The sequence below is a fragment of the Bradyrhizobium sp. USDA 3364 genome (assembly GCF_054056355.1).
In genome coordinates this window covers 7,619,006-7,644,956 of sequence record NZ_JBSRYG010000002.1, presented here as the reverse complement: position 1 = coordinate 7,644,956, position 25,951 = coordinate 7,619,006, and the positions used below count along the sequence as shown (strand labels likewise).

The following is a 25,951-nucleotide window of genomic DNA, read 5'->3' as shown; positions in this document are numbered from 1 at the left end:
AGATGTCGCGTCGCCATTCTGCCGAGAAGCGTGAAGTTCTTCCGGACCCGAAGTTCGGGAACATCATCATTACGAAGTTCATGAACTCGGTGATGTACGCCGGGAAGAAGTCGGTTGCCGAAAACATCGTCTACGGTGCGCTCGGCATGATCGAGGCCAAGACCAAGCAGAACCCGCTCGGCGTGTTCGAGCAGGCGCTCGAGAACGTGATGCCGACCATCGAAGTTCGTTCCCGCCGCGTCGGCGGCGCGACCTACCAGGTTCCGGTGGAAGTGCGTTCGGTGCGCCGTCAGGCGCTCGGCATCCGCTGGCTGATCTCGGCCGCCCGTGAGCGCAACGAGAAGACCATGACGGAGCGCCTCTCGGCGGAGCTGCTCGATGCCTCGAACAACCGCGGCAACGCCGTCAAGAAGCGTGAAGACGTGCACCGGATGGCGGAAGCCAACCGCGCGTTCTCGCACTATCGCTGGTAAGGCGAACAACGGAATTTAAGGAACAGTCTGATGCCCCGCCAACATGCCATCGAGGACTACCGCAACTTCGGTATCATGGCGCATATCGACGCCGGCAAGACCACGACCACCGAGCGCATCCTGTATTACACCGGCAAGAGCCACAAGATCGGCGAAGTGCACGAAGGTGCCGCGACGATGGACTGGATGGAGCAGGAGCAGGAGCGTGGCATCACGATCACCTCGGCTGCGACCACCGCGTTCTGGAACGGCAAGCGCCTGAACATCATCGACACCCCCGGCCACGTCGACTTCACCATTGAAGTCGAGCGTTCGCTGCGCGTGCTCGACGGCGCCGTTTGCGTGCTCGACTCCAACCAGGGGGTCGAGCCGCAGACCGAGACCGTCTGGCGCCAGGGCGACAAGTACAAGGTTCCGCGCATCGTCTTCGCCAACAAGATGGACAAGACCGGCGCCGACTTCTTCAAGTGCCTGGCCGACATCGTCGACCGCCTCGGCGCCAAGCCGATCGCGATCCAGCTTCCGATCGGCGCCGAGAACAACTTCAAGGGTCTCGTCGACCTCGTGAAGATGAAGGGCGTCATCTGGAACGATGAATCGCTCGGCGCGAAGTTCGACTATGTCGACATCCCGGAAGATCTGGTCGAGCAGGCCAAGGAATATCGCGAGAAGATGGTGGAAGCCGCCGTCGAGCTCGACGACGACGCCATGGCCGCCTACCTCGACGGCAAGGAGCCGGACGAGGCGACCCTGAAGCGCCTGATCCGCAAGGCCGTGTTGACCGGCGCGTTCTATCCGGTGCTGTGCGGCTCCGCGTTCAAGAACAAGGGCGTGCAGCCGCTGCTCGACGCCGTCGTCGACTATCTGCCGTCGCCGATCGACGTGCCCGCGATCAAGGGCACCGATGAGGACGGCAACGAGGTCGTGCGCAAGGCGGACGACAAGGAGCCGCTGGCGCTGCTCGCGTTCAAGATCATGGACGACCCCTTCGTCGGCACCATCACCTTCTGCCGCATCTACTCCGGCATCCTGCAGTCGGGTACCGGCGTGGTGAACTCGACCCGCGAAAAGAAAGAGCGGATCGGCCGCATGCTGCTGATGCATGCGAACAACCGCGAAGACATCAAGGAAGCCTATGCCGGCGACATCGTCGCGCTGGCTGGCCTGAAGGAAGCGCGCACCGGTGACACGCTGTGCGATCCCGACAAGCCTGTCATCCTCGAGAAGATGGAATTCCCGGAGCCGGTGATCGAGATCGCGATCGAGCCGAAGTCGAAGGCCGACCAGGAAAAGCTGGGCGTCGCGCTGGCCAAGCTCGCCGCGGAGGATCCGTCCTTCCGCGTGTCGACCGACCAGGAGTCCGGCCAGACCATCCTCAAGGGCATGGGCGAACTCCATCTCGACATCAAGGTCGACATCCTGAAGCGCACCTACAAGGTCGACGCCAACATCGGCGCGCCGCAGGTGGCGTTCCGCGAGCGCGTGACCAAGAAGGCCGAAGTCAAGTACACGCACAAGAAGCAGACCGGCGGTACCGGTCAGTTCGCCGAAGTGTCGATCGTGGTCGAGCCGAATGAGCCCGGCAAGGGCTACGAGTTTGAATCCAAGATCGTCGGCGGCGCGGTGCCGAAGGAATACATCCCAGGCGTCGAAAAGGGTCTCAACAGCGTGATGGGTTCCGGTGTCGTCGCCGGCTTTCCGGTGGTGGACGTCAAGGTGCAGCTGGTCGACGGCAAGTACCACGACGTCGACTCGTCGGCGCTGGCGTTCGAAATCGCATCGCGGGCTGCGTTCCGCGAAGCGCTGACGAAGGGCAAGTCCGTTCTGCTCGAACCGATCATGAAGGTCGAGGTGGTGACCCCGGAGGACTACACCGGTTCGGTCATCGGCGACCTGAACTCCCGGCGCGGCCAGATCCAGGGCCAAGACATGCGCGGCAACGCCAACGTCATCAATGCGATGGTGCCGCTCATGAACATGTTCGGTTACGTGAACAACCTGCGCTCGATGAGCCAGGGTCGCGCGACCTTCACCATGCAGTTCGATCACTACGCCGAAGCTCCGGCGAACGTGTCGGCTGAAGTCCAGAAAAAGTTTGCTTGATTGTCGTTGGTTAGCAGCTAACGACTGAACGGAGAGTCAAATGGCCAAAGCAAAATTCGAGCGTAACAAGCCCCACTGCAACATCGGCACCATCGGTCACGTCGACCATGGCAAGACCTCGCTGACCGCAGCGATCACCAAGGTGCTTGCAGAAACCGGCGGCGCGACGTTCACCGCCTACGACCAGATCGACAAGGCGCCGGAAGAGAAGGCGCGCGGCATCACGATCTCGACCGCTCACGTCGAGTACGAGACGACCAACCGTCACTATGCCCACGTCGACTGCCCCGGCCACGCCGACTACGTGAAGAACATGATCACCGGCGCCGCCCAGATGGACGGCGCGATCCTGGTCGTGTCGGCTGCTGACGGCCCCGATGCCGCAGACCCGCGAGCACATCCTGCTCGCCCGCCAGGTCGGCGTGCCCGCGCTCGTCGTGTTCCTCAACAAGTGCGACATGGTCGACGATCCGGAGCTGCTCGAGCTCGTCGAGATGGAAGTCCGCGAACTGCTCTCGAAGTACGAATTCCCGGGCGATGACATTCCGATCATCAAGGGTTCGGCGCTCGCCGCCCTCGAAGACAAGGACAAGAAGCTCGGCCACGACGCGATCCTCGAGCTGATGCGCAATGTCGACGAGTACATCCCGCAGCCGGAGCGTCCGATCGACCAGCCGTTCCTGATGCCGGTCGAAGACGTATTCTCGATCTCGGGCCGCGGCACCGTCGTCACCGGCCGTGTCGAGCGCGGCGTGATCAAGGTCGGCGAGGAAATCGAAATCGTCGGTATCCGCGACACCCAGAAGACCATCGTCACCGGCGTCGAAATGTTCCGCAAGCTGCTCGATCAGGGCCAGGCCGGCGACAACATCGGTGCGCTGCTCCGCGGCACCAAGCGCGAGGAAGTCGAGCGTGGCCAGGTGCTGTGCAAGCCCGGTTCGGTCAAGCCGCACACCAAGTTCAAGGCTGAGGCCTACATCCTGACCAAGGAAGAGGGCGGTCGTCACACCCCGTTCTTCACCAACTACCGTCCGCAGTTCTACTTCCGCACCACCGACGTGACCGGTGTCGTGCATCTGCCGGAAGGCACCGAGATGGTGATGCCGGGCGACAACATCGCGATGGAAGTGCACCTGATCGTGCCGATCGCGATGGAAGAGAAGCTGCGCTTCGCGATCCGCGAAGGCGGCCGCACCGTCGGTGCCGGCGTCGTCGCCGCCATCATCGAGTAACTACGCGAATAGGGAATGGCGAGTAGCGGGTGGATCGATCCATTCGCTATTCGCTACTCGCCACTCACTAAAGAAAGAATACGGCAATGAACGGCCAAAATATTCGCATCCGTCTCAAGGCGTTCGACCATCGAATCCTCGATACGTCGACCCGTGAGATCGTGAACACGGCGAAGCGCACCGGTGCGCAGGTTCGCGGACCGATTCCGCTGCCGACCCGCATCGAGAAGTTCACCGTCAACCGTTCGCCGCACGTTGACAAGAAGAGCCGCGAGCAATTCGAGATGCGCACTCACAAGCGCCTCCTCGACATTGTCGACCCGACCCCGCAGACCGTCGATGCGTTGATGAAGCTCGACCTGGCCGCCGGTGTCGATGTCGAGATCAAGCTCTAAGGTTTTGGATTTTTACGTCCGCCGCTTGCGGACAGAAAGACAGGAAGCACGCCGATGCGCTCCGGAGTGATCGCACAAAAGGTCGGGATGACGCGGGTCTTTACGGAGACCGGCGAGCATATCCCTGTGACCGTGCTGAAGTTGGGCAATTGCCAGGTGCTGGGCCACCGCACGACCGAGAAGAACGGCTATGTCGCTCTGCAGCTCGGTTCGGGCGCCCGCAAGACCGTGTACATGCCCAAGGCCGAACGCGGCCAGTTCGCGGTCGCCAAGGTCGAGCCGAAGCGCAAGGTCGCCGAGTTCCGCGTGTCCGAGGACGCGCTGATCCCGGTCGGCGCGGAAATCCAGGCGGACCATTTCGTGGTCGGCCAGTTTGTCGACGTGACCGGCACCTCGATCGGTAAGGGCTTCGCCGGCGGCATGAAGCGCTGGAATTTCGGCGGTCTGCGCGCCACCCACGGTGTCTCGATCTCGCACCGCTCGATCGGTTCGACCGGTGGTCGTCAGGACCCCGGCAAGACCTTCAAGAACAAGAAGATGCCCGGCCACATGGGTGTCGACCGCATCACCACGCTCAATCTGCGCGTGGTTTCGACTGACGTCGAGCGCGGCCTGATCCTCGTCGAAGGCGCCGTTCCCGGCTCCAAGGGCGGCTGGATCTCGGTGCGCGACGCCGTCAAGAAGCCGCTGCCGAAGGAAGCCCCGAAGCCCGGCAAGTTCAAGGTTGCCGGCGGCGAGGCTGCCGAGCCTGTGGCCGAGAAGGAGGGTGTGTGAGATGGAACTGAAAGTCACCACCCTTGAAGGCAAGGACGCCGGATCCGTCGAGCTCTCGGACGCGATCTTCGGTCTCGAGCCGCGCGCCGACATCATTCAGCGCTGCGTGCAGTGGCAGCTGAACAAGCGTCAGGCCGGCACGCACAAGGCCCAGGGCCGCGCCGACGTCTGGCGCACTGGCAAGAAGATGTACAAGCAGAAGGGCACCGGCGGCGCCCGTCACGGCTCGGCCCGCGTGCCGCAGTTCCGCGGCGGTGGTCGTGCGTTCGGTCCGGTCGTTCGCTCCCATGCGACCGACCTGCCAAAGAAGGTGCGTGCGCTCGCGCTGAAGCATGCGCTGTCGGCCAAGGCCAAGGACGGCGGGCTCGTCGTGATCGACTCCGCTGCCGTCAAGGAAGCCAAGACCAAGGCGCTGCTCGGTCACTTCTCCGGCCTCGGGCTCACCAACGCGCTGATCATCGACGGTGCCGAGTTGAACGCCGGTTTCGCGACCGCGGCCCGCAACATTCCGAACATCGACGTGCTGCCGATCCAGGGCATCAACGTCTACGACATTCTCCGCCGCCACAAGCTGGTGCTGACCAAGGCTGCGGTTGATGCGCTGGAGGCGCGCTTCAAATGAAGAACATCGATCCGCGCCACTACGACGTCATCATCTCGCCTGTCGTGACGGAAAAGGCGACGCTCGCCTCCGAGCACAACAAGGTGCTGTTCAAGGTCGCCGGCAAGGCGACCAAGCCGCAGATCAAGGAAGCGGTCGAGAAGCTGTTCGACGTCAAGGTGAAGAGCGTCAACACTCTCGTTCGCAAGGGCAAGACCAAGGTGTTCCGCGGCAATCTCGGTTCGCAGTCGGACACCAAGCGCGCGATCGTGACCCTGGAAGAGGGTCACCGCATCGACGTGACTACCGGACTATAAGGCGCAACGACGATGGCATTGAAAACCTTTAATCCCACGACGCCGGGCCAGCGCCAGCTGGTCATGGTCGATCGTTCGGCGCTCTACAAGGGCAAGCCGGTGAAGACCCTGACCGAGGGCAAGCTCGGCAATGGCGGTCGCAACAACACCGGCCGCATCACCGTGCGTTTCCGCGGCGGCGGCCACAAGAAGGCATACCGTACCGTCGACTTCCGCCGCGACAAGGTGGACATGCCGGCGGTCGTGGAGCGGCTGGAGTACGATCCGAACCGCACCGCGTTCATCGCGCTGATCAAGTACCAGGACGGTGAGCTCGCCTACATTCTGGCGCCGCAGCGTCTGGCGGCGGGCGACACCGTCGTCGCCGGCAACTATGTCGACGTGAAGCCGGGCAACGTCATGCCGCTCGGCAACATGCCGGTCGGCACGATCGTGCACAACATCGAGCTGAAGATCGGCAAGGGCGGCCAGCTGGCGCGCTCCGCCGGCACCTATGCGCAGATCGTCGGCCGCGACCAGGACTATGTGATCATGCGCCTGAACTCGGGCGAGCAGCGTCTCGTGCACGGCCGTTGCCGCGGCACGATCGGCGCGGTTTCGAACCCGGATCACATGAACATCTCGATCGGCAAGGCCGGTCGTACCCGCTGGCTCGGCTGGCGTCCGCACAACCGCGGCGTCGTCATGAACCCGATCGATCACCCGCACGGCGGTGGTGAAGGTCGTACCTCGGGCGGTCGTCACCCGGTCACTCCGTGGGGCAAGCCGACCAAGGGCAAGAAGACCCGCACCAACAAGTCGACCAACAAATTCATTCTCCTCAGCCGCCACAAGCGGAAGAAGTAAGGAACGCCGGACATGGTTCGTTCAGTCTGGAAAGGCCCGTTCGTCGAGGGTTCTCTGCTCAAGAAGGCAGATGCCGCCCGCGCGTCCGGCCGTCACGACGTCATCAAGATCTGGAGCCGCCGCTCGACCATCCTGCCGCAGTTCGTCGGCCTGACGTTCGGCGTCTACAACGGCCACAAGCATGTGCCGGTGGCTATCAACGAGGAAATGGTGGGTCACAAGTTCGGCGAGTTCTCGCCGACCCGTACCTTCCACGGCCATTCGGGCGACAAGAAAGCCAAGAAGGCTTGAGGATTAACCGATGAGCAAACCAAAGCGCGAACGTAGCCTCGCGGACAATGAGGCCAAGGCCGTCGCCCGCATGCTGCGCGTCAGCCCGCAGAAGCTCAACCTGGTGGCGCAGCTGATCCGCGGCCGCAAGGCGTCTGCTGCGCTCGCCGACCTGCAGTTCTCGCGCAAGCGGATCGCGGTCGACGTCAAGAAGTGCCTGGAATCGGCGATCGCCAACGCCGAGAACAACCACGACCTCGATGTCGACGATCTCGTCGTTGCCGAGGCGCATGTCGGCAACGGCATCGTGATGAAGCGTTTTGCTCCGCGCGGCCGTGGCCGTTCGGGCCGTGTGTTCAAACCGTTCTCGCACCTGACCATCGTGGTTCGTCAGGTCGAGGCCGAGGCAAGCGCTTAAGAAGGGCGCAGGAGAAGACGATGGGTCAAAAGATCAATCCAATCGGGCTGCGTCTCGGCATCAACCGGACCTGGGACTCCCGTTGGTTCGCCGGCAAGCAGGAATACGGCAAGCTCCTGCACGAGGACGTCAAGATCCGCGAGATCCTGCACAAGGAGCTCAAGCAGGCGGCCGTCGCCCGCATCGTGATCGAGCGTCCGCACAAGAAGTGCCGCGTGACGATTCATTCGGCCCGTCCGGGCGTCGTGATCGGCAAGAAGGGCGCCGACATCGACAAGCTGCGCAAGAAGGTCGCCGACATCACCTCGTCGGACGTCGTGATCAACATCGTCGAAATCCGCAAGCCGGAGCTCGACGCGACCCTGGTCGCTGAATCGATCGCCCAGCAGCTCGAGCGCCGCGTCGCGTTCCGCCGCGCCATGAAGCGCGCCGTGCAGTCGGCGATGCGTCTCGGCGCCGAGGGCATCCGCATCAACTGCTCGGGCCGTCTCGGCGGCGCCGAAATCGCGCGCATGGAGTGGTACCGCGAAGGTCGCGTGCCGCTGCACACGCTGCGCGCCGACGTCGACTACGGCGTTGCTACCGCGTTCACGACCTTCGGCACCTGCGGCGTCAAGGTCTGGATCTTCAAGGGCGAGATCCTCGAGCACGATCCGATGGCCCAGGACAAGAAGATGGCCGAGGGCGACAACACGCCGCGTTCGCGCCGCGACGCCGCTTGAGGCAAAGCAGGAATTTGAGGGCTTAAAGCCATGATGCAACCTAAGAAAACGAAGTTCCGGAAGGCGCATAAGGGCCGTATCCACGGCGTTGCGACCTCTGGCGCGACGTTGGCGTTCGGCCAGTTCGGCCTGAAGGCGATGGAGCCTGAGCGCGTCACCGCCCGTCAGATCGAAGCCGCCCGCCGCGCGCTGACCCGTCACATGAAGCGCGCCGGCCGCGTCTGGATCCGAGTGTTCCCGGACGTGCCGGTGTCGAAGAAGCCCGCCGAAGTCCGCATGGGCTCCGGCAAGGGTGCGCCGGAATTGTGGGTGGTCCGGATCAAGCCCGGCCGCATGATGTTCGAGATCGACGGCGTGCCGGTGCAGACCGCGAAGGAAGCGCTGTCGCTCGCCGCCGCCAAGCTGCCGATCAAGACGCGCTTCGTTGCGCGCATTGCGGAGTAATCGCCATGGCCGAGATGAAAGTTGAAGACATTCGCGCGATGAGCGACGACCAGCGGGACGACGCGGTCCTGAACCTGAAGAAGGAACGCTTCAACCTGCGTTTCCAGCGCGCCACCGGGCAGCTGGAGAACACCTCGCGGATGCGGGAAGCTCGCCGCGATATCGCTCGTATCAAGACCATCGCCGCGCAGCTGCGCGCGAAGAAGAAGTAAGGGGCCTGCTATGCCGAAACGTACTCTGCAGGGCGTGGTCGTCAGCGACAAGCAAGCCAAGACCATCGTGGTGCGCGTCGATCGCCGCTTCACCCACCCGATCTACAAGAAGACGATCCGCCGTTCCAAGAACTACCACGCGCACGACGAGAACAACCAGTTCAAGCCGGGCGACATGGTCTGGATCGAGGAATCGAAGCCGATCTCGAAGCTGAAGCGCTGGACCGTGGTCCGGGGCGAACACAAGAAAACGGCCTGATTACCTCGGCCTGGCCGAAGTCATTCAGGGAAATTTTGAGCGCGCTAAAGCGCAGAAAGAGGACGAGGTGCATCAATGATTCAGATGCAGACCAACCTCGACGTGGCCGATAATTCTGGCGCACGCCGTGTCATGTGCATCAAGGTTCTTGGAGGTTCCAAGCGCCGCTATGCCACCGTGGGCGACGTTATCGTTGTGTCGATCAAGGAAGCCATTCCGCGTGGCAAGGTGAAGAAGGGCGACGTGATGAAGGCCGTCGTGGTCCGGGTCCGCAAGGACATCCGCCGCGCCGACGGTTCGGTCATCCGCTTCGACCGCAACGCCGCCGTGCTGATCAACAATCAGTCCGAGCCGGTTGGCACCCGCATCTTCGGGCCGGTGCCGCGCGAGCTGCGCGCCAAGAACCACATGAAGATCATTTCGCTCGCGCCGGAGGTGCTGTGATGGCTGCCAAGATCCGCAAGGGCGACAAGGTGATGGTGCTCACCGGCCGCGACAAGGGTCGCACCGGCGAGGTGTTCGAGGTGCGTCCGGACGAGAACAAGGCTCTCGTTCGCGGCATCAACATGGTGAAGCGTCACCAGAAGCAGACCCAGACCCAGGAAGGCGGCATCATCTCCAAGGAGATGCCGATCGACCTGTCCAACATCGCGTATGTCGGCAAGGACGGAAAGCCGACCCGCGTTGGGTTCAAGATTCAGGCCGATGGCAAGAAGGTTCGCGTTGCCAAGAGCTCGGGAGCAGAGATCGATGGCTGATACAGCTTACATTCCGCGTCTGCGCACGGAATACGACAAGAAGATCCGCGGCATGATGACCGAGAAGTTCGGTTATGCCAACGTGATGCAGGTGCCGCGCCTCGACAAGGTCGTGCTCAACATGGGCGTGGGCGATTCCGTCAACGACCGCAAGAAGGCCGAGACCGCCGCCGCCGAGCTGACCCAGATCGCCGGCCAGAAGGCGATCGTGACCTATTCGCGGATCGCGATCGCGACCTTCAAGCTGCGTGAGAACCAGCCGATCGGCTGCAAGGTCACGCTGCGCAAGACCCATATGTACGAGTTCATCGACCGCCTGGTGAACGTGGCGCTGCCCCGCGTCCGCGACTTCCGCGGCCTGAACCCGAAGAGCTTCGACGGCCGCGGCAACTACTCGCTCGGCATCAAGGAGCACATCATTTTCCCCGAGATCGACTTCGACAAGGTCTCGGAAGCGCGTGGCATGGACATCACGGTCTGCACCACCGCCAAGACCGACGACGAGGCGCGCGCCTTGTTGACCGCTTTCAATTTCCCGTTCCGGCAGTGAGTAGCTGAGCCAAAGCCACTCAAACGCGGATACCCAGGAGCCAAGCATGGCAAAGAAGAGTTCAGTCGAGAAGAACAACCGGCGCAAGCGGATGGCGAAGAACGCCGGCCCGCGCCGCGAGAAGCTGAAGGCGATCATCGCCGACAAGACCAAGCCGATGGAAGAGCGCTTCGCGGCGACGCTGAAGCTCGCCGAGATGCCGCGCAACTCGTCGCCGACGCGCATCCGCAATCGTTGCGAGCTGACCGGGCGTCCGCGCTCGAACTATCGCAAGAACAAGCTGTCGCGCATCGCGCTGCGTGAACTCGGCTCCAAGGGCCTGGTTCCCGGCCTCGTGAAGTCGAGCTGGTAAGGGAGGGTCGGAACAATGTCTACGCACGATCCGATCAGCGATCTCATCACCCGCATCCGCAACGCGCAGATGCGTTCGAAGTCCAAGGTCTCGAGCCCCGGCTCGAAGATGCGCGCCAACGTGCTCGAGGTCCTGAAGACCGAGGGCTACATCCGCGGCTACGCCAGCGTCGAGCACGCCTCGGGCCGCAGCGAGCTCGAGATCGAGTTGAAGTATTTCGACGGCGAGCCCGTCATCCGCGAGATCGAGCGGGTGTCGAAGCCCGGCCGCCGCGTTTACGCCTCGGTGAAGAACCTGCCGCGCGTGAACAACGGTCTCGGCATTTCGGTGTTGTCGACGCCGAAGGGAATCATGGCTGACCACGAGGCGCGCGACGCCAACGTGGGCGGCGAAGTTCTCTTCACGGTGTTCTGAGGAAGGATATTGCGATGTCACGTATCGGCAAAAGGCCGGTGGCGATCCCGTCGGGTGTGACGGCGACCGTCGAGGGCCAGACGGTGAAGGTGAAGGGGCCGAAGGGCGCGCTTCAGTTCGTCGTGCATGACGACGTCGAGGTGAAGTTCGAGAACGGCCAGGTCAAGGTCGCTCCGCGCGTCAAGACCAACCGCGCGCAGGCGATGTACGGCACCGCGCGCGCGCAGGTCGCCAACCTCGTCGAGGGCGTCACCAAGGGCTTCGAGAAGAAGCTCGAGATCACCGGCGTCGGCTATCGCGCCGCGATGCAGGGCAAGAACCTGCAGCTCGCGCTCGGCTACAGCCACGACGTGGTCTACGCGATCCCGGAAGGCATCACCATCGCGGTGCCGAAGCCGACCGAGATCACGATCACCGGCAACGATCCGCAGCGCGTCGGCCAGGTCGCCGCCGAGATCCGCGCCTACCGTCCGCCGGAGCCCTACAAGGGCAAGGGCGTGAAGTACGCCAACGAATTCATCTTCCGCAAGGAAGGCAAGAAGAAGTAACGGAGCCGGTCATGTCACTCAAGGTTACGAATGCCCGGCGCAAGCAGCGCGTGCGCCTTGCGCTTCGTCGCTCGGCTGGCGGCCGTCCGCGGCTGTCGGTGTTCCGCTCGTCCAAGCACATCTACGCCCAGGTCATCGACGACCAGAAGGGCGAGACGCTCGCTTCCGCCTCGTCGCTGGAGAAGACCATGCGCGACGCCGGCAAGACCGGCGCCGACATCGATGCGGCGAAGGCCGTCGGCAAGCTGCTCGCCGAGCGCGCGGCGCAGAAGGGTGTCAAGGAAGTCGTGTTCGATCGCGGCGCCTACATCTATCACGGGCGCGTCAAGGCGCTCGCCGATGCGGCGCGCGAAGGCGGGCTCAGCTTCTAAACGAATTTGAACGATTACGAGGAAAGAGGCGCTAGCCTCCTAGAGATTGGAAAACACCATGGCAGGTGAACGCGGACGCGAACGGAGCAGGGAGCGCGAGGAGCGCGACAGCGAGTTCGTCGACAAGCTGGTCCACATCAATCGCGTGGCGAAGGTCGTCAAGGGCGGCAAGCGCTTCGGCTTTGCGGCGCTGGTCGTGATCGGCGATCAGAAGGGCCGGGCCGGTTTCGGTCACGGCAAGGCGCGCGAAGTGCCGGAAGCGATCCGCAAGGCGACAGAGTCGGCGAAGCGCAATCTGACCCGCGTCGCGCTGCGCGAAGGCCGCACGCTGCATCACGACATCGCCGGCCGTCACGGCGCCGGTCGCGTCTATCTGCGCGCCGCTCCGGCCGGTACCGGCATCATCGCCGGCGGCCCGATGCGCGCCGTGTTCGAGACGCTTGGTGTCCAGGACGTGGTGGCTAAGTCGATCGGCTCGTCGAACCCCTACAACATGGTTCGCGCGACCTTCGACGCGCTGAAGCATCAGGATTCGCCGCGCTCGGTGGCCGCCCGCCGCAACATCAAGGTCTCCACCCTGCAGTCGCGCCGCGTCGGCGGCGACGCCGAAGTGGTGGCGGAATAACAACGCGCGCCTCTCGAAGCGCTATTCGGAGTTACTGTCATGGCCAAGGCCAACAATCAGGCCAGCAAGACCATCAAGGTCGAGCAGATCGGCAGCGCAATCCGCCGCCATCACTCGCAGCGTTCGACGCTGATCGGCCTCAAGCTCAACAAGATCGGCCGGGTTGCCGAGCTGCAGGACACCCCTGAAGTTCGCGGCATGATCAGCAAGGTTCAGCATCTCGTCCGCGTCGTCGGCGAGTAAGCAGAGATAAGGAGAAGGGCGATGAAGCTCAGCGATATCGCCGACAACGCCGGCTCGCGCAAGAAGCGCATGCGTGTCGGCCGTGGCATCGGTTCCGGCAAGGGCAAGACCTCGGGCCGCGGCGGCAAGGGCCAGACCGCGCGTTCGGGCGTCCGCATCAAGGGTTTCGAAGGCGGCCAGATGCCGATGCATCGCCGTCTGCCGAAGCGCGGCTTCAACAACATCTTCCGGCTCGACTTCGCCGAGATCAATCTCGACCGTCTGCAGGAAGCGATCGACAACAAGCTGGTCAACGCCAGCGAGACCGTGACCGTCGAGTCGCTGGTCAAGGCCGGCGTGCTGCGCCGCGCCAAGGACGGCCTGCGGCTGCTCGGCCGCGGCGAGATCAAGACCAAGCTGACAATCGAAGCGCACGGCGCTTCCAAGCCGGCCATTGCCGCGGTCGAGAAGGCCGGCGGCTCGGTCAAGATCCTGGCCCCCGCCAAGGACGAAGGCGAGGCGGCGTAACATCTGCGTCATTGCCCGCTGGCCACGCGGGCAATCCGCCGATCGAATGATGGACTTATCGAGGCCGAGCACCAGATAATGGCTGGTGTCTGCCGGCTGCCCAAACGGGGGCGCCGGCGAAAGGGGCTCCGGGAAGAAAGCCGAAACATGGTCTCAGCAGCCGAACAACTTGCCGCCAATCTCAATTTCGGATCGCTGGCGAAGGCCGACGAGCTCAAGAAGCGCATCTGGTTCACCCTGGGTGCGCTGCTTGTTTATCGGCTCGGCACCTACATCCCGCTGCCCGGCATCGACCCCAACATCTGGGAGCAGGTGTTCCGCAGCCAGTCCGGCGGGATCCTCGGCATGTTCAACATGTTCGCCGGCGGCGGCATCCACCGCATGGCGATCTTCGCGCTGAACATCATGCCGTACATCTCGGCATCGATCATCGTGCAGCTCTTGACCACCGTGTCGCCGCAGCTCGAGGCGCTCAAGAAGGAAGGCGAGGCGGGCCGCAAGACGCTGAACCAGTACACACCCGCTATCTGACGGTGATCCTGGCGCTGTTCCAGTCCTACGGCATCGCGATCGGCCTCGAAGGCGCCGGCAATGTCGTCAGCGACCCCGGCATGTTCTTCCGGATTTCGACCGCGATCACGCTGACCGGCGGCACCATGTTCCTGATGTGGCTCGGCGAGCAGATCACCTCGCGCGGCATCGGCAACGGTATCTCGCTGATCATCCTGTCCGGCATCGTCGCCGAGCTGCCGTCGGCGCTCGCCAACATGCTGGAACTCGGCCGGCAGGGCGCGATGTCGACCGGCCTGATCCTGATCGTCATCGTGATGGCGGTCGCCGTGATCGCCTTCATCGTGTTCATGGAGCGTGCCCAGCGCCGGCTGCTGATCCAGTATCCGAAGCGGCAGGTCGGCAACAAGATGTTCGAGGGCCAGTCCTCGCATCTGCCGCTCAAGCTCAACACCTCGGGCGTGATTCCGCCGATCTTCGCCTCGTCGCTGCTGCTGCTGCCGACCACGGTTGCGAACTTCAACGCCGGCAAGGGGCCGGAATGGTTCCAGTGGCTCACCACCCAGCTCAGCCACGGCCGCCCGCTGTTCCTGCTGCTCTATCTGGCGCTGATCGTGTTCTTCGCCTTCTTCTACACCGCGATCGTGTTCAACCCGACCGAGACCGCGGACAATCTGAAGAAGCATGGCGGCTTCATCCCGGGCATCCGGCCCGGCGAGCGCACCGCCGAGTACATCGACTATGTGCTGTCGCGCATCACGGTGCTCGGCGCGATCTATCTGGCGATCGTCTGCCTGATTCCGGAAATTCTGATTTCTTATGCCTCGGTCCCGTTCTACTTTGGTGGCACCTCGCTTCTGATCGTCGTCAGCGTGACGATGGATACGGTGTCGCAGGTGCAGGGCTATCTGCTCGCTCATCAGTATGAAGGGCTGATCAGGAAGTCGAAGCTCAGGGGAGGCCGCCGCCGCTGATCGCGGCGCGGCTTCGAACTCAAAACACAGGTGTGCGGACGTCGCCCACCTAGCCGGGGGGCGAAACAGATATGAGATTGATCCTTTTGGGGCCGCCGGGCTCGGGCAAGGGAACCCAGGCGCAGCGGCTGGTGCATCGGCACGGCATCGTTCAGCTCTCGACCGGCGAGATGCTGCGCGCGGCGGTTGCTGCGGGCACCCCGGTCGGCCTGCAGGCCAAGGAGATCATGGCCAATGGCGGCCTGGTTCCCGACGAGGTCGTGGTGGGAATCATCGCCGACCGGATCGAGGAACCGGACGCCAAGAAGGGCTTCATTCTCGACGGCTTCCCGCGCACCGTGCCGCAGGCCGAGGCACTGGACGAACTGCTCCGGAAAAAACACCTCAAGCTCGACGCCGTCGTCGAACTGCGCGTCAACGAGAGCGCGCTGCTCGCCCGCGTCGAGAAGCGCGCCGAGGAAACCCGCGCGCGCGGCGAGGAAGTGCGCCTCGACGACACGCCGGAGGTGCTGACCAAGCGCCTGGCGCAGTACCGTTCCCTGACGGAACCGCTGATTCACTACTATTCGGAGCGGCGGAAGCTGCTGACGGTCGACGGCATGATGACCATCGAGCACGTCACCCGCGAGATCAACCGGATCCTGACCGCGCTCGGCGCGCTGGAACCGAAGGAGCACGAGGAAGCCAAGATCGTCGCCAAGGCGGCCAAAAAGACCACCAAGTCGACGAAGAAGACCACCAGGAAACCGGCCAAGAAGGCAACCAAAGCGGCCAAAAAGCCCGCCAAACCCGCCCGGAAGGCCGCCAAGGCACCCGCCAGGGCCAAAGGGGCCCGGAAGGCTGTCAAGAAGGCCGCCCGCGCCGTGAGTGCCCGCAAGGGAGCCAAGACCACCAAAAAGGCCGCAAAAAAGCTCACGAAAAAGCGAGCTAAACGCTAGGAGCGGTTGACGAAACCGACATGAATCCTTTAATAAGCCCCGCATCCAAGTTGGATAGTTTTATGACGATGCCGGGCCCCAAAGGACACGAGGGGTGGGCGTCGTGTTCGCGTTTGTGGACACAAGCCCGCAAGTAGCAAGAACTTGAGAAGCCCGTATCCGTGATGGAGCGGCGACAGGAGAGAAGTCCGTGGCCCGTATTGCCGGCGTCAACATTCCGACCAACAAGCGCGTCCTGATCGCGCTTCAGTACATCCATGGCATCGGCCAGAAGAACGCGGCCGACATCATGGAGAAGGTGAAGATCCCGGTGGATCGTCGCGTCAACCAGTTGACCGACCAGGAGGTCCTCCAGATCCGCGAAGTCATCGACCGCGACTATCTGGTCGAGGGCGACCTCCGTCGCGAGGTCGGCATCAACATCAAGCGGCTGATGGACCTCGGCTGCTATCGCGGCCTGCGTCATCGCCGCGGACTGCCGGTGCGCGGCCAGCGCACCCACACCAATGCGCGCACGCGCAAGGGGCCGGCCAAGGCGATCGCCGGCAAGAAGAAGTAAGTTTTGCGAATTGCAGGTGGGGAGTAGCGAATCGAAATTCGCTACTCGCCATTTGCGTTTTGAGGTGTAGCCGCTGGCACTACGGCGGCGTTGAGATCACAGGAAAGGTTTGAAATGGGCAAGGAAGCCACCCGCGTACGCCGCCGCGAACGCAAGAACATCGCCTCCGGCATCGCGCACGTGAATTCGTCGTTCAACAACACGACCATCACCATCACCGACGCGCAGGGCAACACCATCGCCTGGTCGTCGGCCGGCACGATGGGTTTCAAGGGCTCGCGCAAGTCGACCCCCTATGCCGCGCAGGTCGCGGCCGAAGACGTCTCCAAGAAGGCGCAGGAACACGGCATGCGCACGCTGGAGGTTGAAGTGGCCGGCCCGGGTTCGGGCCGTGAGTCGGCGCTTCGCGCGCTGCAGGCTGCGGGCTTCACCGTCACCTCGATCCGCGACGTGACCACGATCCCGCACAATGGCTGCCGTCCGCGCAAGCGTCGGCGCGTTTGATCTGTAAGTCGCGGGCGGCCTCTGGCCGCCTGCGATGGTTTTTGGAATTGACCGCGCGGACTGTTCCGCGATCTCCAACGCCAGGCTCGGCCACTCGCGTGGCCCGAACGACCGGCAAAGGGTGAAAAAGTGACGATCCAGAAAAATTGGCAAGAACTCATTCGACCGAACAAGCTGCAGGTGACGCCGGGCTCGGACGCGAGCCGGTTCGCCACCGTGGTCGCCGAACCGCTCGAGCGCGGCTTCGGCCAGACGCTCGGCAATGCGCTGCGCCGCATCCTGCTGTCCTCGCTGCAGGGCGCGGCGGTGCAGTCGGTGCACATCGACGGCGTGCTGCACGAGTTCTCCTCGATCGCCGGTGTCCGTGAAGACGTCACCGACATCGTGCTCAACATCAAGGACATCTCGATCAAGATGCAGGGCGAAGGCCCGAAGCGCATGGTCGTGAAGAAGCAGGGCCCGGGCGCCGTCACCGCCGGCGACATCCAGACCGTCGGCGACGTCACCGTGCTCAACCCCGACCTGCAGCTCTGCACGCTGGACGACGGCGCCGAGATCCGCATGGAGTTCACGGTCACGACCGGCAAGGGCTATGTCGCCGCCGAGCGCAACCGGCCCGAGGATGCGCCGATCGGCCTGATCCCGGTCGACAGCCTGTTCTCGCCGGTCCGCAAGGTCTCCTACAAGGTCGAGAACACCCGTGAGGGCCAGATCCTCGACTACGACAAGCTGACCATGACGATCGAGACCAACGGCGCGATCACGCCGGAGGACGCGGTGGCCTACGCCGCGCGCATCCTGCAGGATCAGCTCAACGTGTTCGTCAACTTCGAAGAGCCGCGCAAGGAAGTCACGCAGGAGATCATCCCCGATCTCGCGTTCAACCCGGCGTTCCTCAAGAAGGTCGACGAGCTCGAGCTGTCGGTGCGTTCGGCAAACTGCCTGAAGAACGACAACATCGTCTACATCGGCGACCTCGTGCAGAAGTCGGAAGCGGAAATGCTCCGCACCCCGAACTTCGGCCGCAAGTCGCTGAACGAGATCAAGGAAGTGCTGGCCCAGATGGGTCTGCACCTCGGCATGGAAGTGCCGGGCTGGCCGCCGGAGAACATCGACGAGCTCGCCAAGCGCTTCGAGGATCACTACTGATCCGTTTCAATCATCATGGCCGGGCTGTCCCGGCCATGATTCTACCGGGCGAACGCAGGATGCCCACCTGCACTTGTCGCTGAACCACCGCGACAGAATGAAGAAGGAAGAAGTCAATGCGTCACGGCAAGGTTCATCGGAAGCTCAACCGCACCGCCGAGCACCGGCGTGCGATGTTCGCCAACATGGCGGCAGCGCTGATCAAGCACGAGCAGATCGTCACCACGCTGCCGAAGGCCAAGGAGCTGCGGCCGATCGTCGAGAAGCTCGTTACCCTCGGCAAGAAGGGTGGGCTGGCCTTGCGCCGCCAGGCTATCTCCGAGCTGCGCGACGTCGATCAGGTCAAGAAGCTGTTCGACACGCTGGCGACCCGCTACAAGGACCGCCAGGGCGGCTACACCCGCATCATCAAGGCCGGCTTCCGCTACGGCGACAACGCGGCGATGGCCGTGATCGAGTTCGTCGACCGCGACGTCGACGCCAAGGGCCAGGACTCCGGTCCCGCCCAGGGCAACGAAGCCGAGGCGGCGTAAGCCGGTCTCGAGCGAAAGTTTTGAAAGCGGCGCCCTCGGGCGCCGTTTTTGTTTGCGCCGTGGAACGGCATTCAGTGCGCACCGCTCTATCCACGTCATTGCGAGCGAAGCGAAGCAATCCATCGCGCCGCAAGCGGAGACATGGATTGCTTCGTCGCTATCGCTCCTCGCAATGACGATCGAGTGGGGGTGTTACATCCTGCGGGCCAAGGGGCTGGGTCAAGCAATCACCCGGCGCGGATGGTGGCGATGAAATTGTCGAGCTCCTGCTTCAGGCGGCTGTTGCCGTCCGACAGCAGCCGCGAGGAGCTCAGCACCTGCGACGAGGCGCTGCCGGTCCGCGAGGCGCCGCTCGCCACCTGTCCGATGCTGACGGCCACCTGCGAGGTCCGCTCCGAGGCGATCTGAACGTTTTCCGCGATGCTCCGCGTCGCGCTGCCTTGCGCGTCGATGGCCTTGGCCACGTCGGAGGCGATCTGCGCGATCCGCCGGATGATGCCGGCTATATCGCCGATCGCGCCGGCGGACTGCCGCGTCGCGGCCTGGATATCCGCGATCTGGCTGCGAATGTCCTCGGTGGCGTCAGCGGTCTGCCTGGCGAGCGTTTTCACCTCCTGCGCGACCACGGCGAAGCCCGAGCCTGCCGCGCCGGCGCGCGCGGCCTCGATCGTCGCGTTGAGCGCGAGCAGGTTGGTCTGCCGTGCGATTGCAGCGATCAGCTGCACCACGTTGCCGATGCGGTCGGCGGCGGAGGCGAGCTGCGCCATCCGCTCGTCGGTCTGCTGCGCCTGGGCGACGGCGCCGCTGGCGAAGCCGGCGGATTCGCCGACCTGGCGTCCGATCTCGGCAGCCGACGCGATCATCCGTTCGGTCGCCGCCGCAACCAGCCTGACATTGTCGGAGGCCTCCTCGGAGGCGGCCGCGACATTGGCGGACAGGTCCTGGGTGTGATGGGCCGTGTCGCTCAGGTCGCGGGCCGAAGCCGCAAGCTCCTCGGAGGCCGCCGATACCGTCGCGATGACGTTGCCGGCGCTGGCTTCGAATGCCGCCGCGAGCCGCGCCAGCTCGGCCTTGTGCCGGTCGGCCGCGCGGCGGTCTTCCTCCAGCCGGGCGTCGAGCTCGGCGCGCGCCTTGTCCTGCGCCCTGGTCTTGAAGCTCTCGACCGCGCGCGCCATGCCGCCGATCTCGTCGCTGCGCTCGAGGCCGGGCAGGACGACGTCGAAATGTCCGTCGGCGAGCTGGCGCATCGCCGCGCTCATCCGGCTGATCAGGCCCGCGACGCGCCGGCCGAACAGGATGGCGAACAGCGTCAGCACGACGGCGACGATCCCGATCAGCCAGGTGAAGGTCTGCCGGAAGGCGTCGGCCTTTTGCTGCGCGAGCTCGGCGCGGGCGTTGGCGGCATCGGCGACTTTAACCAGCGCCGGCCGGGTGCGGTCGAAAATCTGCGACAGGTCGTCGAGCTGATCGTCGAGCGTCTGGCGCGAGACGAGGAAGCCGGCGAAGGCGAGCTTGTAGGCGCGGGCGAGGCCGACGATCTCGGCCTTCGCGTCCGTCGACAGCGAGGTGGCCGCCAGCGCGGTCTCGAATTCGTCCTCGCGTTCGTTGAGCTGGTCGCCGAACCGTTCCTCGCCGCTCAGTGCAAAATCCTTCTCGAGCCGGCGCATCGTCAGCAGCAGGACAGTCAAACGCGGCTGATCGATCTGTCCGACCTTGGTCTCGAATTGCTGGACCGCATTGCGCAGCTTGCCCTGCAAGCCGTCATTCGGGTTCATGCCGAGGATGCGCTGGGCGCCGACGATATTCTGGAAGCGCGTCGCATAGAGGTTGATTCCGCTCCGCAGCGAGCCGACCTGCCGGATCGAATCGCCGTCCGGCGCGGTCGCAGCGAAGGCTTCGAGCTTGTCGAGCAAAGCGAGCTCGTCCGCAACGCGCCCGGACAGCTTCTTCGCCAGCCCCTCATCGCGCGACTTCAGGAAACGCGCCGCGATCTGCTGCGTCTCCAGGAATCCGTCCGAGAGCTCGGACAGCTGCGCCCTGAAGCGCATGCTGTCGTCGGATTCGCGCTGAACATTGGCGGCGTAGTCGAGGCCGCCGAGGCAGGTGACGCTGACGATGGCGACGCCGCCAATCCCGAGCATCGCGATCTGGCTTTTGAGGCTGGGACGAAATCGCTTCAGGACAGCAGCGGCGAACGGCTTGATCCTGGACACAACGAACATCTGATGCATTCCTGTCAGTCGCAGAGCTCCGGACGTCGTTATCGAAGAGAGGGGCGCGTCCGGTTGCCAACACAACAGCCCGGGCTGTTTGCGGCGACGCTTAGCGGCGGCCAATTGACAATGTGTGAAAGCAATCGGCGTGCGCGCGATGTTTCATATGAAGATTGGATGAAGGCCGGAGAGACGATGCATCAACCAAGATTGCGCGTGGCAATTCGGCTCGCTGCGAACATATGTAGCGTTCTTGCAGCGTCATCCGCGCGACATGGCTGGCGTCGGCCGCGGCCGGCGGTGTTAGGATGCTACCCGGCGCTTGCCGTGAATTTGCGCATCTGCCGTACGCGAACCCCGGTTGCATCGGCGCGCGCGCATTCCAAATATGCCTGACAGGCTGACAGGAGACCTCGCATGAAAATCGACCTTTCCGGAAAGACCGCGCTCGTGACCGGCTCGACCGCGGGCATCGGCAACGCCATAGCCAAGGGGCTGGCCGGGACCGGCGCCGAAGTCGTGGTCAATGGCCGCGGTCAGGCCAAGGTCGATGCGGCCGTTGCGGCGATCGGGAAGGCGGTATCGGGCGCGAAGGTTCGCGGCATCGCTGCCGACGTCTCGACCGCGACCGGCTGCAAGGCGCTGCTCGCGGCGCTGCCCGAGGTCGACATCCTCGTCAACAATGCAGGGATCTTCGAACCGAAGCCGTTCTTCGACATTCCCGACGAGGACTGGAGCCGCTTCTATGAAGTCAACGTGATGTCGGGCGTTCGACTGTCGCGCGGCTACATGCAGGGCATGCTGAAGCGCAACTGGGGCCGCATCGTCTTCATCTCCTCGGAATCCGGCCTCAACATCCCGACCGAGATGATCCATTACGGCATGACCAAGACCGCGCAGCTTGCGATCGCGCGCGGGCTCGCCGAGCTGACCCGCGGCACCGCGGTAACCGTCAACTCCGTGCTGCCCGGACCGACGATGTCCGAAGGCGTCGAGACCTTCGTCAAGGATCTCGCCAAGCAGAACGGCCAGTCGGTCGAGGAGGCGGCCGCCAACTTCGTCAAGCAGCACCGGCCGACCTCGCTGCTGCAGCGCTTTGCCAGCACCGGGGAGATCGCCAACATGGTTGTCTATGCCTGCTCGAAGGAAGCGTCTGCGACCAATGGCGCCGCGCTGCGCGCCGAGGGCGGCATCGTCAATACGATCGCGTGAGGCCGCATGGCGGCCTACGTGATTTCAGAGGTCGAGGTGCGGGAGGCTGCCGCGTTCGATGCCTATCGAACGCTGGCGGCGAAAACCATCGAACAGTATGGCGGGCGCTACATCGTGCGTGGCGGCGCCGTGGAAGTGGTGGAGGGCGGTCCGCCGTCCGACGCGATCGTCATCGTCGAATTTCCGACGATGGCGCGCCTGCGCGAATGGTACGCGTCAGCGGAATACGCAGAAGCGTTGAAGCTTCGCGCGACCGCGCTGGAGCGGCGGCTGTTGTTCGTCGAGGGCGTGCCACCGATCTAGCTATCCCTTCGCGCCATCAAGGAACTCGCTGAAACCGGCCGGACGGTAGGGGCCGAAGCATATCTGCTCCAGAACGCCGATGCCCGTTCGGTCACCCTGGCGGGCACGGACCACCTGCTGCACATGCACGTTCTCGCGGGCGAGCGGATCGAGCGTGGCGGGATCGAACGACTCGCCGCCGATTTCCAGCTCTCCCTTCCACATGCCCTGACCCCATTGCGGATGGCCGTAGCCGAGGCCCTTCATCTGGAATTTGAGGATCGGGTCGAGCGCGATGGTTGAGGTGTGGCCGTCGATATCGACAAGGTCGATCTCGGCCGACCGCGCCAGCCGGCTGTTCGGCACGTATTTGACACGATGCCGCGCGGTCGCCATGCGGCGGTCGAGCCCGTCGACGACGCCGGGAATTTCGGCCTCGCTCCGGTAGAGCGGGGCGGTGATGCCCTCGCGGACCAGCGCCTCGCCATGCGTGCCGTCGAAGAAGATGGCGTGCGAGATGTGGTCGTCCCACACCAGCGGCGCCCAGAGGAAGAACACGCTCGGCGGCGGCATCGGCGCGCCGCCGACATCGCGTTCGCCGACATTGCGCACGCCCCAGGAGCGGTCCTTGGTACCGTAGCAGGTGCGATCGTCGACCTTGATCTCGCCATCGGGGTGACGAACTACGCCGCTCCAGCGGCCGAACTGGTCGAATCGGGTTGCATCCATGGCGCGGCGATCGCCCGACCACAGCGTCTGCCGCGCTTCCTGGATCGCGGCCGTGCGCGCCGAGAAGGTGAGGTCGCAGGCGAGGCCCGTCGCATTGTCGTCGAGCATGACACGGGTGCGTAGCATCGGCTCGATGATCTCGAGCCTGAACGGGCCGACCTGCATCTCGGTGCGCTCGATCGGCGCCCGCCGCGACCCGTAGAAGCAGTGCTGCCGTCCGCCGCGCTCCACGACGCTGAAGGCACAGTCGAGGATCTTGCGGTGCGGGTAGATCGCGATGCCGATCCCGAAATAATACGCGCCGTCGGCGGTGTAGCCGTTGAACCAGGTCCGGTCATAGACGTTGCGGTCGCTGGTCGAGGGAACCGCGATCGGCTCCGGCGTCTGGTGGATGGGGAAGTCGTCAAGCTTGTTGAGCACGCAAATCCCTTTCGCTGCTAGTCCTGCCAGTATGAGAAACTGTCGTGATCCAGGGCTTGCGCGCAGGCGCCGCGGGTCATTTTCAGGAACAGCGCATCGCCGCGCTCGGAGCGCTGGACGCTCAGTGCGGAGACGACGCCCATCATGATGCCATGCAGCGTGTAGCGCCGGTAATCCCGCCAGCAGTCATCCCAGCCATAGCCCCGCACCCCGCGGCGGATCAGCTCGGAATGATAGAACCGCACCAGGTCGATTTCATGTAATCGCCGTTCGGACGGGTCGATGCCGGCCGACAGGAAGTAGGCCACGTCGACGATACCTGGCCCGATCGTCAGCGTCTGCCAGTCCAGCGTCGCCATCGGACGGGTGTTGCCGCGGACCTCGAACAGCAGGTTGTCGAGCCGGAAGTCCGCATGCTGCAGCGTTCGCGGCGTCGATCGATCGGACTGGTAGCGCAATATCGCGTCCGGAAGCCGGTCGATCAAATCAAGGAATTCCGGCTCGATCACGCCGCGATAACGCTCCTTGTAGGCATCGATGATGGCGGGCAGCACCGCGCGCAAATCCCTGCGCCGGCTCGCGGCAACCAGGAAGCATTGGACGGCGTCGAGCGTCGGATCGTTCCATCGCGGCGCATGCAACGCGGCGGCCTCGGTCATGGCTGTCAGGCAATCCTCGATCGCGCATCCGGCGAGCTGGTCGCCCGGGCGTGCGGGGGCCAGGTCTTCCAGGATCAGCGTGAAGTCGTCGGTCGCCGGATCGATCTCGGCGAGGATCGGCCGCGGGGTGTGAATGGCGACGGTCGCCGCCAGCTCGCGATAGAACGCGACCTCGCGGACATAGAGCGTGTGCGCGGAACCGGAACGGCGGCTGTCGGGATCTGCGGCCGGGAATTTGCCGACGACGCTCGCGGGTGCGCTCGGCTCGTCGCCGTCATAGCTCAAACGAAAGCGATAGCTGTCGCCGACGAGGCCGTTGCCGACCGGCGTGCAGGCGAGATCGGTGACCCTGGCCTGGTCGATCAGGCCGGCTTCGCGTAGCGCCCGCGTCATCCACTCCGGATCGATCCGCGACGGATCGGCCGTGAGCAAACTCATCGGTTTCCTCCCATCCCCGTGCACGTCACCACCGCTCCAGCCGCGTCTTGCGCAACCGGATTGAGGACGGGGCGATCGTTGCGCAAATCATACAGGCGATGGTGGTTTTGGCAAAAGCCACCGGCCGGCCTGTGGGGATATCTTGGGAGGTGCGTCGGGAAGGTTACGACCTTACGGCTTTGGTTAATACTACTGCGTCACAGGCCCCTCATGGTGAGGAGCGCGAAGCGCGTCTCGAACCATGAGGCCCGCTCTGTGGCCTACATCCTTCGAGACGCCCGCTCTGCGGGCTCCTCAGGATGAGGGGACAGGGCGCCTTCTGACGCAGTCGCGCCCGCCCTACGCATTCATCCGAATCTTCCTACCACCCCTCCAGCACGATCTTGCCCCGCGACTTGCCGCTTTCCAGCAGCGCGTGGGCGCGCTTGAGGTTCGCGGCGTTGATGGTGCCGAAAGTCTGGTCGAGCGTGGTGCGCAGCACGCCCTTGTCGATCAGGTCGGCCACGTCGTTCAGCAGATGATGCTGCGCGATCATGTCGGGCGTCTGGAACGACGACCGCGTGAACATCGATTCCCAGTGCACCGACACCGCCTTGCCCTTGAACGCGGCGACGTTGAATTCCGGCGGATCGTCGATCAGGCCGAACTTGCCCTGCGGCGCGATGAAGTCGGCGATCGACTTGTAGTGCTGGTCGGTGAAGGTGAGGCTGGCGACGAGGCCGACCGGCGGCAGCTTCAACTTTTCGATCTGCTCCTTCATCGGCTGCGAGTGATCGATCACCGCATGCGCGCCGAGGTCGCGGCACCATTTCTGCGACTCCGGCCGCGTCGCGGTCGCAACCACGGTCAGGCCGGTGAGGCGGCGCGCAAGCTGGATCAGGATCGAACCGACGCCGCCGGCGCCACCGGTGATCAGAAGCGTGCGCGGATCGAGGCTCTTGCCCGGCACCGCGCCGAGCCGGTCGAACAACAGCTCCCATGCGGTGATCGAGGTCAGGGGCAGCGCGGCGGCCTGCGCGAACGACAGCGAGGTGGGCTTGTTGCCGACGATGCGCTCGTCGACCAGATGAAACTCCGAATTGGTGCCCTGGCGCAGGATGGAGCCTGCGTAGAACACCTCGTCGCCGGGCTTGAACAGCGACACCTCGGGCCCGACGGCATCGACCACGCCGGCCGCGTCGAAGCCGAGGATCTTGTAGCCGCCGTCCGTCGGTGCCGCGCGCTTGCGCACCTTGTAGTCGACCGGGTTGGCCGAGATGGCCTTCACCGCGACGCGGATGTCGCGCCCCTTCGGTTCGGGCTTGGCGATCTCGAAATCGACGAGTGAATCTGCCGCCTCGATCGGCAGCGACTTTTGGTATCCGACGGCCTTCATGGCTGGTCTCCGTGGTGGGCGA

At 64.1% G+C, this 25,951-nt stretch carries 34 protein-coding genes and 2 pseudogenes; 32 read left to right on the top strand and 4 right to left on the bottom strand.

What is annotated here, in order from left to right; all coding sequences use genetic code 11:
• The first annotated feature begins 2 nt into the window (after window positions 1-2).
• The 30 genes and pseudogenes from rpsG (at window position 3) to rplQ (ending at window position 18,601) form a co-directional block, all read left to right on the top strand.
• Entirely contained in the window at window positions 3-473 is a 471-nt protein-coding gene (rpsG, locus tag ACVILL_RS36070) for a 30S ribosomal protein S7 (RefSeq protein ID WP_016843741.1), read from the top strand.
• A 30-nt stretch (window positions 474-503) separates the two neighbouring features.
• Window positions 504-2,576, top strand: a complete 2,073-nt coding sequence (gene fusA / locus ACVILL_RS36065) for an elongation factor G (protein ID WP_456733383.1) — start codon at window positions 504-506, stop codon at window positions 2,574-2,576.
• A gap of 40 nt (window positions 2,577-2,616) precedes the next feature.
• A pseudogene (gene tuf / locus ACVILL_RS36060) lies at window positions 2,617-3,808 on the top strand (elongation factor Tu).
• A gap of 86 nt (window positions 3,809-3,894) precedes the next feature.
• Window positions 3,895-4,203 carry a 30S ribosomal protein S10 gene (gene rpsJ, locus ACVILL_RS36055; RefSeq protein ID WP_002712302.1) on the top strand — a complete coding sequence of 103 codons (309 nt, stop codon included), beginning with the start codon at window positions 3,895-3,897 and terminating at the stop codon, window positions 4,201-4,203.
• Between the two features lie 54 nt (window positions 4,204-4,257).
• Window positions 4,258-4,977: a 50S ribosomal protein L3 gene (gene rplC / locus ACVILL_RS36050; RefSeq protein ID WP_456733382.1), complete on the top strand. Its 720-nt coding sequence runs from the start codon at window positions 4,258-4,260 to the stop codon at window positions 4,975-4,977.
• A 1-nt stretch (window position 4,978) separates the two neighbouring features.
• Window positions 4,979-5,599 (top strand): 50S ribosomal protein L4, encoded by a 621-nt coding sequence (gene rplD, locus ACVILL_RS36045; protein ID WP_456733381.1) that lies wholly within the window; start codon window positions 4,979-4,981, stop codon window positions 5,597-5,599.
• Window positions 5,596-5,895 (top strand): 50S ribosomal protein L23, encoded by a 300-nt coding sequence (locus ACVILL_RS36040; RefSeq protein WP_016843746.1) that lies wholly within the window; start codon window positions 5,596-5,598, stop codon window positions 5,893-5,895. Before rplD ends, ACVILL_RS36040 begins: the two co-directional genes overlap by 4 nt.
• 12 nt (window positions 5,896-5,907) lie before the next feature.
• The gene (gene rplB, locus ACVILL_RS36035; RefSeq protein ID WP_456733380.1) at window positions 5,908-6,741 is read left to right on the top strand and encodes a 50S ribosomal protein L2; all 834 of its coding nucleotides are present in this window, start codon (window positions 5,908-5,910) and stop codon (window positions 6,739-6,741) included.
• 12 nt (window positions 6,742-6,753) lie between these two features.
• On the top strand, window positions 6,754-7,032 hold the full coding sequence (gene rpsS / locus ACVILL_RS36030; protein WP_024578574.1) for a 30S ribosomal protein S19: 279 nt from the start codon (window positions 6,754-6,756) through the stop codon (window positions 7,030-7,032).
• 10 nt (window positions 7,033-7,042) lie between these two features.
• Entirely contained in the window at window positions 7,043-7,429 is a 387-nt protein-coding gene (gene rplV / locus ACVILL_RS36025) for a 50S ribosomal protein L22 (protein WP_018272136.1), read from the top strand.
• Window positions 7,430-7,449: 20 nt separating this feature from the next.
• The gene (rpsC, locus tag ACVILL_RS36020; RefSeq protein ID WP_018272135.1) at window positions 7,450-8,151 is read left to right on the top strand and encodes a 30S ribosomal protein S3; all 702 of its coding nucleotides are present in this window, start codon (window positions 7,450-7,452) and stop codon (window positions 8,149-8,151) included.
• Between the two features lie 30 nt (window positions 8,152-8,181).
• Entirely contained in the window at window positions 8,182-8,595 is a 414-nt protein-coding gene (rplP, locus tag ACVILL_RS36015; protein WP_456733379.1) for a 50S ribosomal protein L16, read from the top strand.
• Between the two features lie 5 nt (window positions 8,596-8,600).
• A complete protein-coding gene (rpmC, locus tag ACVILL_RS36010; RefSeq protein WP_212309665.1) occupies window positions 8,601-8,807 on the top strand; it encodes a 50S ribosomal protein L29 in 207 nt (68 codons plus the stop codon).
• Between the two features lie 10 nt (window positions 8,808-8,817).
• Window positions 8,818-9,066: a 30S ribosomal protein S17 gene (gene rpsQ, locus ACVILL_RS36005; RefSeq protein ID WP_016843754.1), complete on the top strand. Its 249-nt coding sequence runs from the start codon at window positions 8,818-8,820 to the stop codon at window positions 9,064-9,066.
• A 75-nt stretch (window positions 9,067-9,141) separates the two neighbouring features.
• Complete coding sequence (rplN, locus tag ACVILL_RS36000) at window positions 9,142-9,510, top strand: 50S ribosomal protein L14 (RefSeq protein WP_011473865.1); 369 nt, start codon at window positions 9,142-9,144, stop codon at window positions 9,508-9,510.
• A complete protein-coding gene (gene rplX, locus ACVILL_RS35995; protein ID WP_456733378.1) occupies window positions 9,510-9,824 on the top strand; it encodes a 50S ribosomal protein L24 in 315 nt (104 codons plus the stop codon). The genes rplN and rplX overlap by 1 nt, the downstream gene beginning before the upstream one ends.
• The gene (gene rplE / locus ACVILL_RS35990) at window positions 9,817-10,374 is read left to right on the top strand and encodes a 50S ribosomal protein L5 (RefSeq protein WP_029878722.1); all 558 of its coding nucleotides are present in this window, start codon (window positions 9,817-9,819) and stop codon (window positions 10,372-10,374) included. The genes rplX and rplE overlap by 8 nt, the downstream gene beginning before the upstream one ends.
• 46 nt (window positions 10,375-10,420) lie before the next feature.
• A complete protein-coding gene (rpsN, locus tag ACVILL_RS35985) occupies window positions 10,421-10,726 on the top strand; it encodes a 30S ribosomal protein S14 (protein ID WP_016843757.1) in 306 nt (101 codons plus the stop codon).
• Window positions 10,727-10,741: 15 nt separating this feature from the next.
• Window positions 10,742-11,140 carry a 30S ribosomal protein S8 gene (gene rpsH, locus ACVILL_RS35980; protein ID WP_456733377.1) on the top strand — a complete coding sequence of 133 codons (399 nt, stop codon included), beginning with the start codon at window positions 10,742-10,744 and terminating at the stop codon, window positions 11,138-11,140.
• Window positions 11,141-11,154: 14 nt separating this feature from the next.
• Window positions 11,155-11,688 (top strand): 50S ribosomal protein L6, encoded by a 534-nt coding sequence (gene rplF / locus ACVILL_RS35975; RefSeq protein ID WP_050402254.1) that lies wholly within the window; start codon window positions 11,155-11,157, stop codon window positions 11,686-11,688.
• Window positions 11,689-11,699: 11 nt separating this feature from the next.
• Window positions 11,700-12,059: a 50S ribosomal protein L18 gene (gene rplR, locus ACVILL_RS35970; RefSeq protein WP_016843760.1), complete on the top strand. Its 360-nt coding sequence runs from the start codon at window positions 11,700-11,702 to the stop codon at window positions 12,057-12,059.
• Window positions 12,060-12,117: 58 nt separating this feature from the next.
• A complete protein-coding gene (rpsE, locus tag ACVILL_RS35965; protein ID WP_456733376.1) occupies window positions 12,118-12,684 on the top strand; it encodes a 30S ribosomal protein S5 in 567 nt (188 codons plus the stop codon).
• A 39-nt stretch (window positions 12,685-12,723) separates the two neighbouring features.
• Window positions 12,724-12,927, top strand: coding sequence for a 50S ribosomal protein L30 (gene rpmD / locus ACVILL_RS35960; RefSeq protein WP_173637154.1), 204 nt, complete (start codon window positions 12,724-12,726; stop codon window positions 12,925-12,927).
• A gap of 21 nt (window positions 12,928-12,948) precedes the next feature.
• Window positions 12,949-13,434 carry a 50S ribosomal protein L15 gene (gene rplO, locus ACVILL_RS35955; protein ID WP_456733375.1) on the top strand — a complete coding sequence of 162 codons (486 nt, stop codon included), beginning with the start codon at window positions 12,949-12,951 and terminating at the stop codon, window positions 13,432-13,434.
• Between the two features lie 147 nt (window positions 13,435-13,581).
• Window positions 13,582-14,918 (top strand): annotated as a pseudogene (gene secY / locus ACVILL_RS35950) (preprotein translocase subunit SecY).
• A 71-nt stretch (window positions 14,919-14,989) separates the two neighbouring features.
• Entirely contained in the window at window positions 14,990-15,856 is an 867-nt protein-coding gene (locus ACVILL_RS35945; protein WP_456733374.1) for an adenylate kinase, read from the top strand.
• Between the two features lie 190 nt (window positions 15,857-16,046).
• Complete coding sequence (rpsM, locus tag ACVILL_RS35940; RefSeq protein ID WP_016843766.1) at window positions 16,047-16,415, top strand: 30S ribosomal protein S13; 369 nt, start codon at window positions 16,047-16,049, stop codon at window positions 16,413-16,415.
• Between the two features lie 114 nt (window positions 16,416-16,529).
• The gene (gene rpsK, locus ACVILL_RS35935) at window positions 16,530-16,919 is read left to right on the top strand and encodes a 30S ribosomal protein S11 (RefSeq protein ID WP_006021048.1); all 390 of its coding nucleotides are present in this window, start codon (window positions 16,530-16,532) and stop codon (window positions 16,917-16,919) included.
• 129 nt (window positions 16,920-17,048) lie between these two features.
• On the top strand, window positions 17,049-18,068 hold the full coding sequence (locus tag ACVILL_RS35930; protein WP_018272129.1) for a DNA-directed RNA polymerase subunit alpha: 1,020 nt from the start codon (window positions 17,049-17,051) through the stop codon (window positions 18,066-18,068).
• 116 nt (window positions 18,069-18,184) lie between these two features.
• Window positions 18,185-18,601: a 50S ribosomal protein L17 gene (gene rplQ, locus ACVILL_RS35925; protein ID WP_456733373.1), complete on the top strand. Its 417-nt coding sequence runs from the start codon at window positions 18,185-18,187 to the stop codon at window positions 18,599-18,601.
• Window positions 18,602-18,828: 227 nt separating this feature from the next.
• Here rplQ and ACVILL_RS35920 read toward each other — a convergent pair whose 3' ends face one another.
• On the bottom strand, window positions 18,829-20,823 hold the full coding sequence (locus ACVILL_RS35920) for a methyl-accepting chemotaxis protein (RefSeq protein ID WP_456733372.1): 1,995 nt from the start codon (window positions 20,821-20,823) through the stop codon (window positions 18,829-18,831).
• Window positions 20,824-21,231: 408 nt separating this feature from the next.
• On the opposite strand from ACVILL_RS35920, the gene ACVILL_RS35915 reads away from it, so the two are divergent.
• On the top strand, window positions 21,232-22,026 hold the full coding sequence (locus ACVILL_RS35915) for an SDR family NAD(P)-dependent oxidoreductase (protein ID WP_456733371.1): 795 nt from the start codon (window positions 21,232-21,234) through the stop codon (window positions 22,024-22,026).
• 6 nt (window positions 22,027-22,032) lie between these two features.
• A complete protein-coding gene (locus ACVILL_RS35910; RefSeq protein ID WP_456733370.1) occupies window positions 22,033-22,329 on the top strand; it encodes a DUF1330 domain-containing protein in 297 nt (98 codons plus the stop codon).
• Here the strand turns inward: ACVILL_RS35910 and ACVILL_RS35905 are convergent, their stop codons facing one another.
• The 3 genes from ACVILL_RS35905 to ACVILL_RS35895 all read right to left on the bottom strand — a co-directional run bounded on the left by ACVILL_RS35905 (window position 22,330) and on the right by ACVILL_RS35895 (window position 25,929).
• The gene (locus ACVILL_RS35905) at window positions 22,330-23,457 is read right to left on the bottom strand and encodes a hypothetical protein (RefSeq protein WP_456733369.1); all 1,128 of its coding nucleotides are present in this window, start codon (window positions 23,455-23,457) and stop codon (window positions 22,330-22,332) included. It lies immediately after the preceding gene.
• A gap of 17 nt (window positions 23,458-23,474) precedes the next feature.
• A complete protein-coding gene (locus tag ACVILL_RS35900) occupies window positions 23,475-24,554 on the bottom strand; it encodes a phosphotransferase (RefSeq protein WP_456733368.1) in 1,080 nt (359 codons plus the stop codon).
• A gap of 361 nt (window positions 24,555-24,915) precedes the next feature.
• Window positions 24,916-25,929: a zinc-binding alcohol dehydrogenase family protein gene (locus ACVILL_RS35895; RefSeq protein ID WP_456733367.1), complete on the bottom strand. Its 1,014-nt coding sequence runs from the start codon at window positions 25,927-25,929 to the stop codon at window positions 24,916-24,918.
• Window positions 25,930-25,951 lie beyond the last annotated feature (22 nt).

What these genes read in the sequence shown, in the direction of transcription:
- ACVILL_RS35915 (WP_456733371.1), top strand. Translation starts at nt 21,232, where the DNA reads ATGAAAATCGACCTTTCCGGAAAGACCGCGCTCGTGACCGGCTCGACC.
- rpsK (WP_006021048.1), top strand. Translation starts at nt 16,530, where the DNA reads ATGGGCAAGGAAGCCACCCGCGTACGCCGCCGCGAACGCAAGAACATC.
- ACVILL_RS35900 (WP_456733368.1), bottom strand. Translation starts at nt 24,554, where the DNA reads ATGAGTTTGCTCACGGCCGATCCGTCGCGGATCGATCCGGAGTGGATG.
- rplC (WP_456733382.1), top strand. Translation starts at nt 4,258, where the DNA reads ATGCGCTCCGGAGTGATCGCACAAAAGGTCGGGATGACGCGGGTCTTT.
- rplE (WP_029878722.1), top strand. Translation starts at nt 9,817, where the DNA reads ATGGCTGATACAGCTTACATTCCGCGTCTGCGCACGGAATACGACAAG.
- ACVILL_RS35945 (WP_456733374.1), top strand. Translation starts at nt 14,990, where the DNA reads ATGAGATTGATCCTTTTGGGGCCGCCGGGCTCGGGCAAGGGAACCCAG.
- rplP (WP_456733379.1), top strand. Translation starts at nt 8,182, where the DNA reads ATGATGCAACCTAAGAAAACGAAGTTCCGGAAGGCGCATAAGGGCCGT.
- rplF (WP_050402254.1), top strand. Translation starts at nt 11,155, where the DNA reads ATGTCACGTATCGGCAAAAGGCCGGTGGCGATCCCGTCGGGTGTGACG.
- rpsN (WP_016843757.1), top strand. Translation starts at nt 10,421, where the DNA reads ATGGCAAAGAAGAGTTCAGTCGAGAAGAACAACCGGCGCAAGCGGATG.
- rpsJ (WP_002712302.1), top strand. Translation starts at nt 3,895, where the DNA reads ATGAACGGCCAAAATATTCGCATCCGTCTCAAGGCGTTCGACCATCGA.
- rplB (WP_456733380.1), top strand. Translation starts at nt 5,908, where the DNA reads ATGGCATTGAAAACCTTTAATCCCACGACGCCGGGCCAGCGCCAGCTG.
- rplV (WP_018272136.1), top strand. Translation starts at nt 7,043, where the DNA reads ATGAGCAAACCAAAGCGCGAACGTAGCCTCGCGGACAATGAGGCCAAG.
- rpsG (WP_016843741.1), top strand. Translation starts at nt 3, where the DNA reads ATGTCGCGTCGCCATTCTGCCGAGAAGCGTGAAGTTCTTCCGGACCCG.
- rplO (WP_456733375.1), top strand. Translation starts at nt 12,949, where the DNA reads ATGAAGCTCAGCGATATCGCCGACAACGCCGGCTCGCGCAAGAAGCGC.
- rplQ (WP_456733373.1), top strand. Translation starts at nt 18,185, where the DNA reads ATGCGTCACGGCAAGGTTCATCGGAAGCTCAACCGCACCGCCGAGCAC.
- ACVILL_RS35920 (WP_456733372.1), bottom strand. Translation starts at nt 20,823, where the DNA reads ATGTTCGTTGTGTCCAGGATCAAGCCGTTCGCCGCTGCTGTCCTGAAG.
- rpsS (WP_024578574.1), top strand. Translation starts at nt 6,754, where the DNA reads ATGGTTCGTTCAGTCTGGAAAGGCCCGTTCGTCGAGGGTTCTCTGCTC.
- rpsC (WP_018272135.1), top strand. Translation starts at nt 7,450, where the DNA reads ATGGGTCAAAAGATCAATCCAATCGGGCTGCGTCTCGGCATCAACCGG.
- rpsQ (WP_016843754.1), top strand. Translation starts at nt 8,818, where the DNA reads ATGCCGAAACGTACTCTGCAGGGCGTGGTCGTCAGCGACAAGCAAGCC.
- rplX (WP_456733378.1), top strand. Translation starts at nt 9,510, where the DNA reads ATGGCTGCCAAGATCCGCAAGGGCGACAAGGTGATGGTGCTCACCGGC.
- rpmD (WP_173637154.1), top strand. Translation starts at nt 12,724, where the DNA reads ATGGCCAAGGCCAACAATCAGGCCAGCAAGACCATCAAGGTCGAGCAG.
- rplD (WP_456733381.1), top strand. Translation starts at nt 4,979, where the DNA reads ATGGAACTGAAAGTCACCACCCTTGAAGGCAAGGACGCCGGATCCGTC.
- rplN (WP_011473865.1), top strand. Translation starts at nt 9,142, where the DNA reads ATGATTCAGATGCAGACCAACCTCGACGTGGCCGATAATTCTGGCGCA.
- ACVILL_RS35895 (WP_456733367.1), bottom strand. Translation starts at nt 25,929, where the DNA reads ATGAAGGCCGTCGGATACCAAAAGTCGCTGCCGATCGAGGCGGCAGAT.
- rpsH (WP_456733377.1), top strand. Translation starts at nt 10,742, where the DNA reads ATGTCTACGCACGATCCGATCAGCGATCTCATCACCCGCATCCGCAAC.
- ACVILL_RS35910 (WP_456733370.1), top strand. Translation starts at nt 22,033, where the DNA reads ATGGCGGCCTACGTGATTTCAGAGGTCGAGGTGCGGGAGGCTGCCGCG.
- ACVILL_RS36040 (WP_016843746.1), top strand. Translation starts at nt 5,596, where the DNA reads ATGAAGAACATCGATCCGCGCCACTACGACGTCATCATCTCGCCTGTC.
- rplR (WP_016843760.1), top strand. Translation starts at nt 11,700, where the DNA reads ATGTCACTCAAGGTTACGAATGCCCGGCGCAAGCAGCGCGTGCGCCTT.
- rpmC (WP_212309665.1), top strand. Translation starts at nt 8,601, where the DNA reads ATGGCCGAGATGAAAGTTGAAGACATTCGCGCGATGAGCGACGACCAG.
- rpsE (WP_456733376.1), top strand. Translation starts at nt 12,118, where the DNA reads ATGGCAGGTGAACGCGGACGCGAACGGAGCAGGGAGCGCGAGGAGCGC.
- fusA (WP_456733383.1), top strand. Translation starts at nt 504, where the DNA reads ATGCCCCGCCAACATGCCATCGAGGACTACCGCAACTTCGGTATCATG.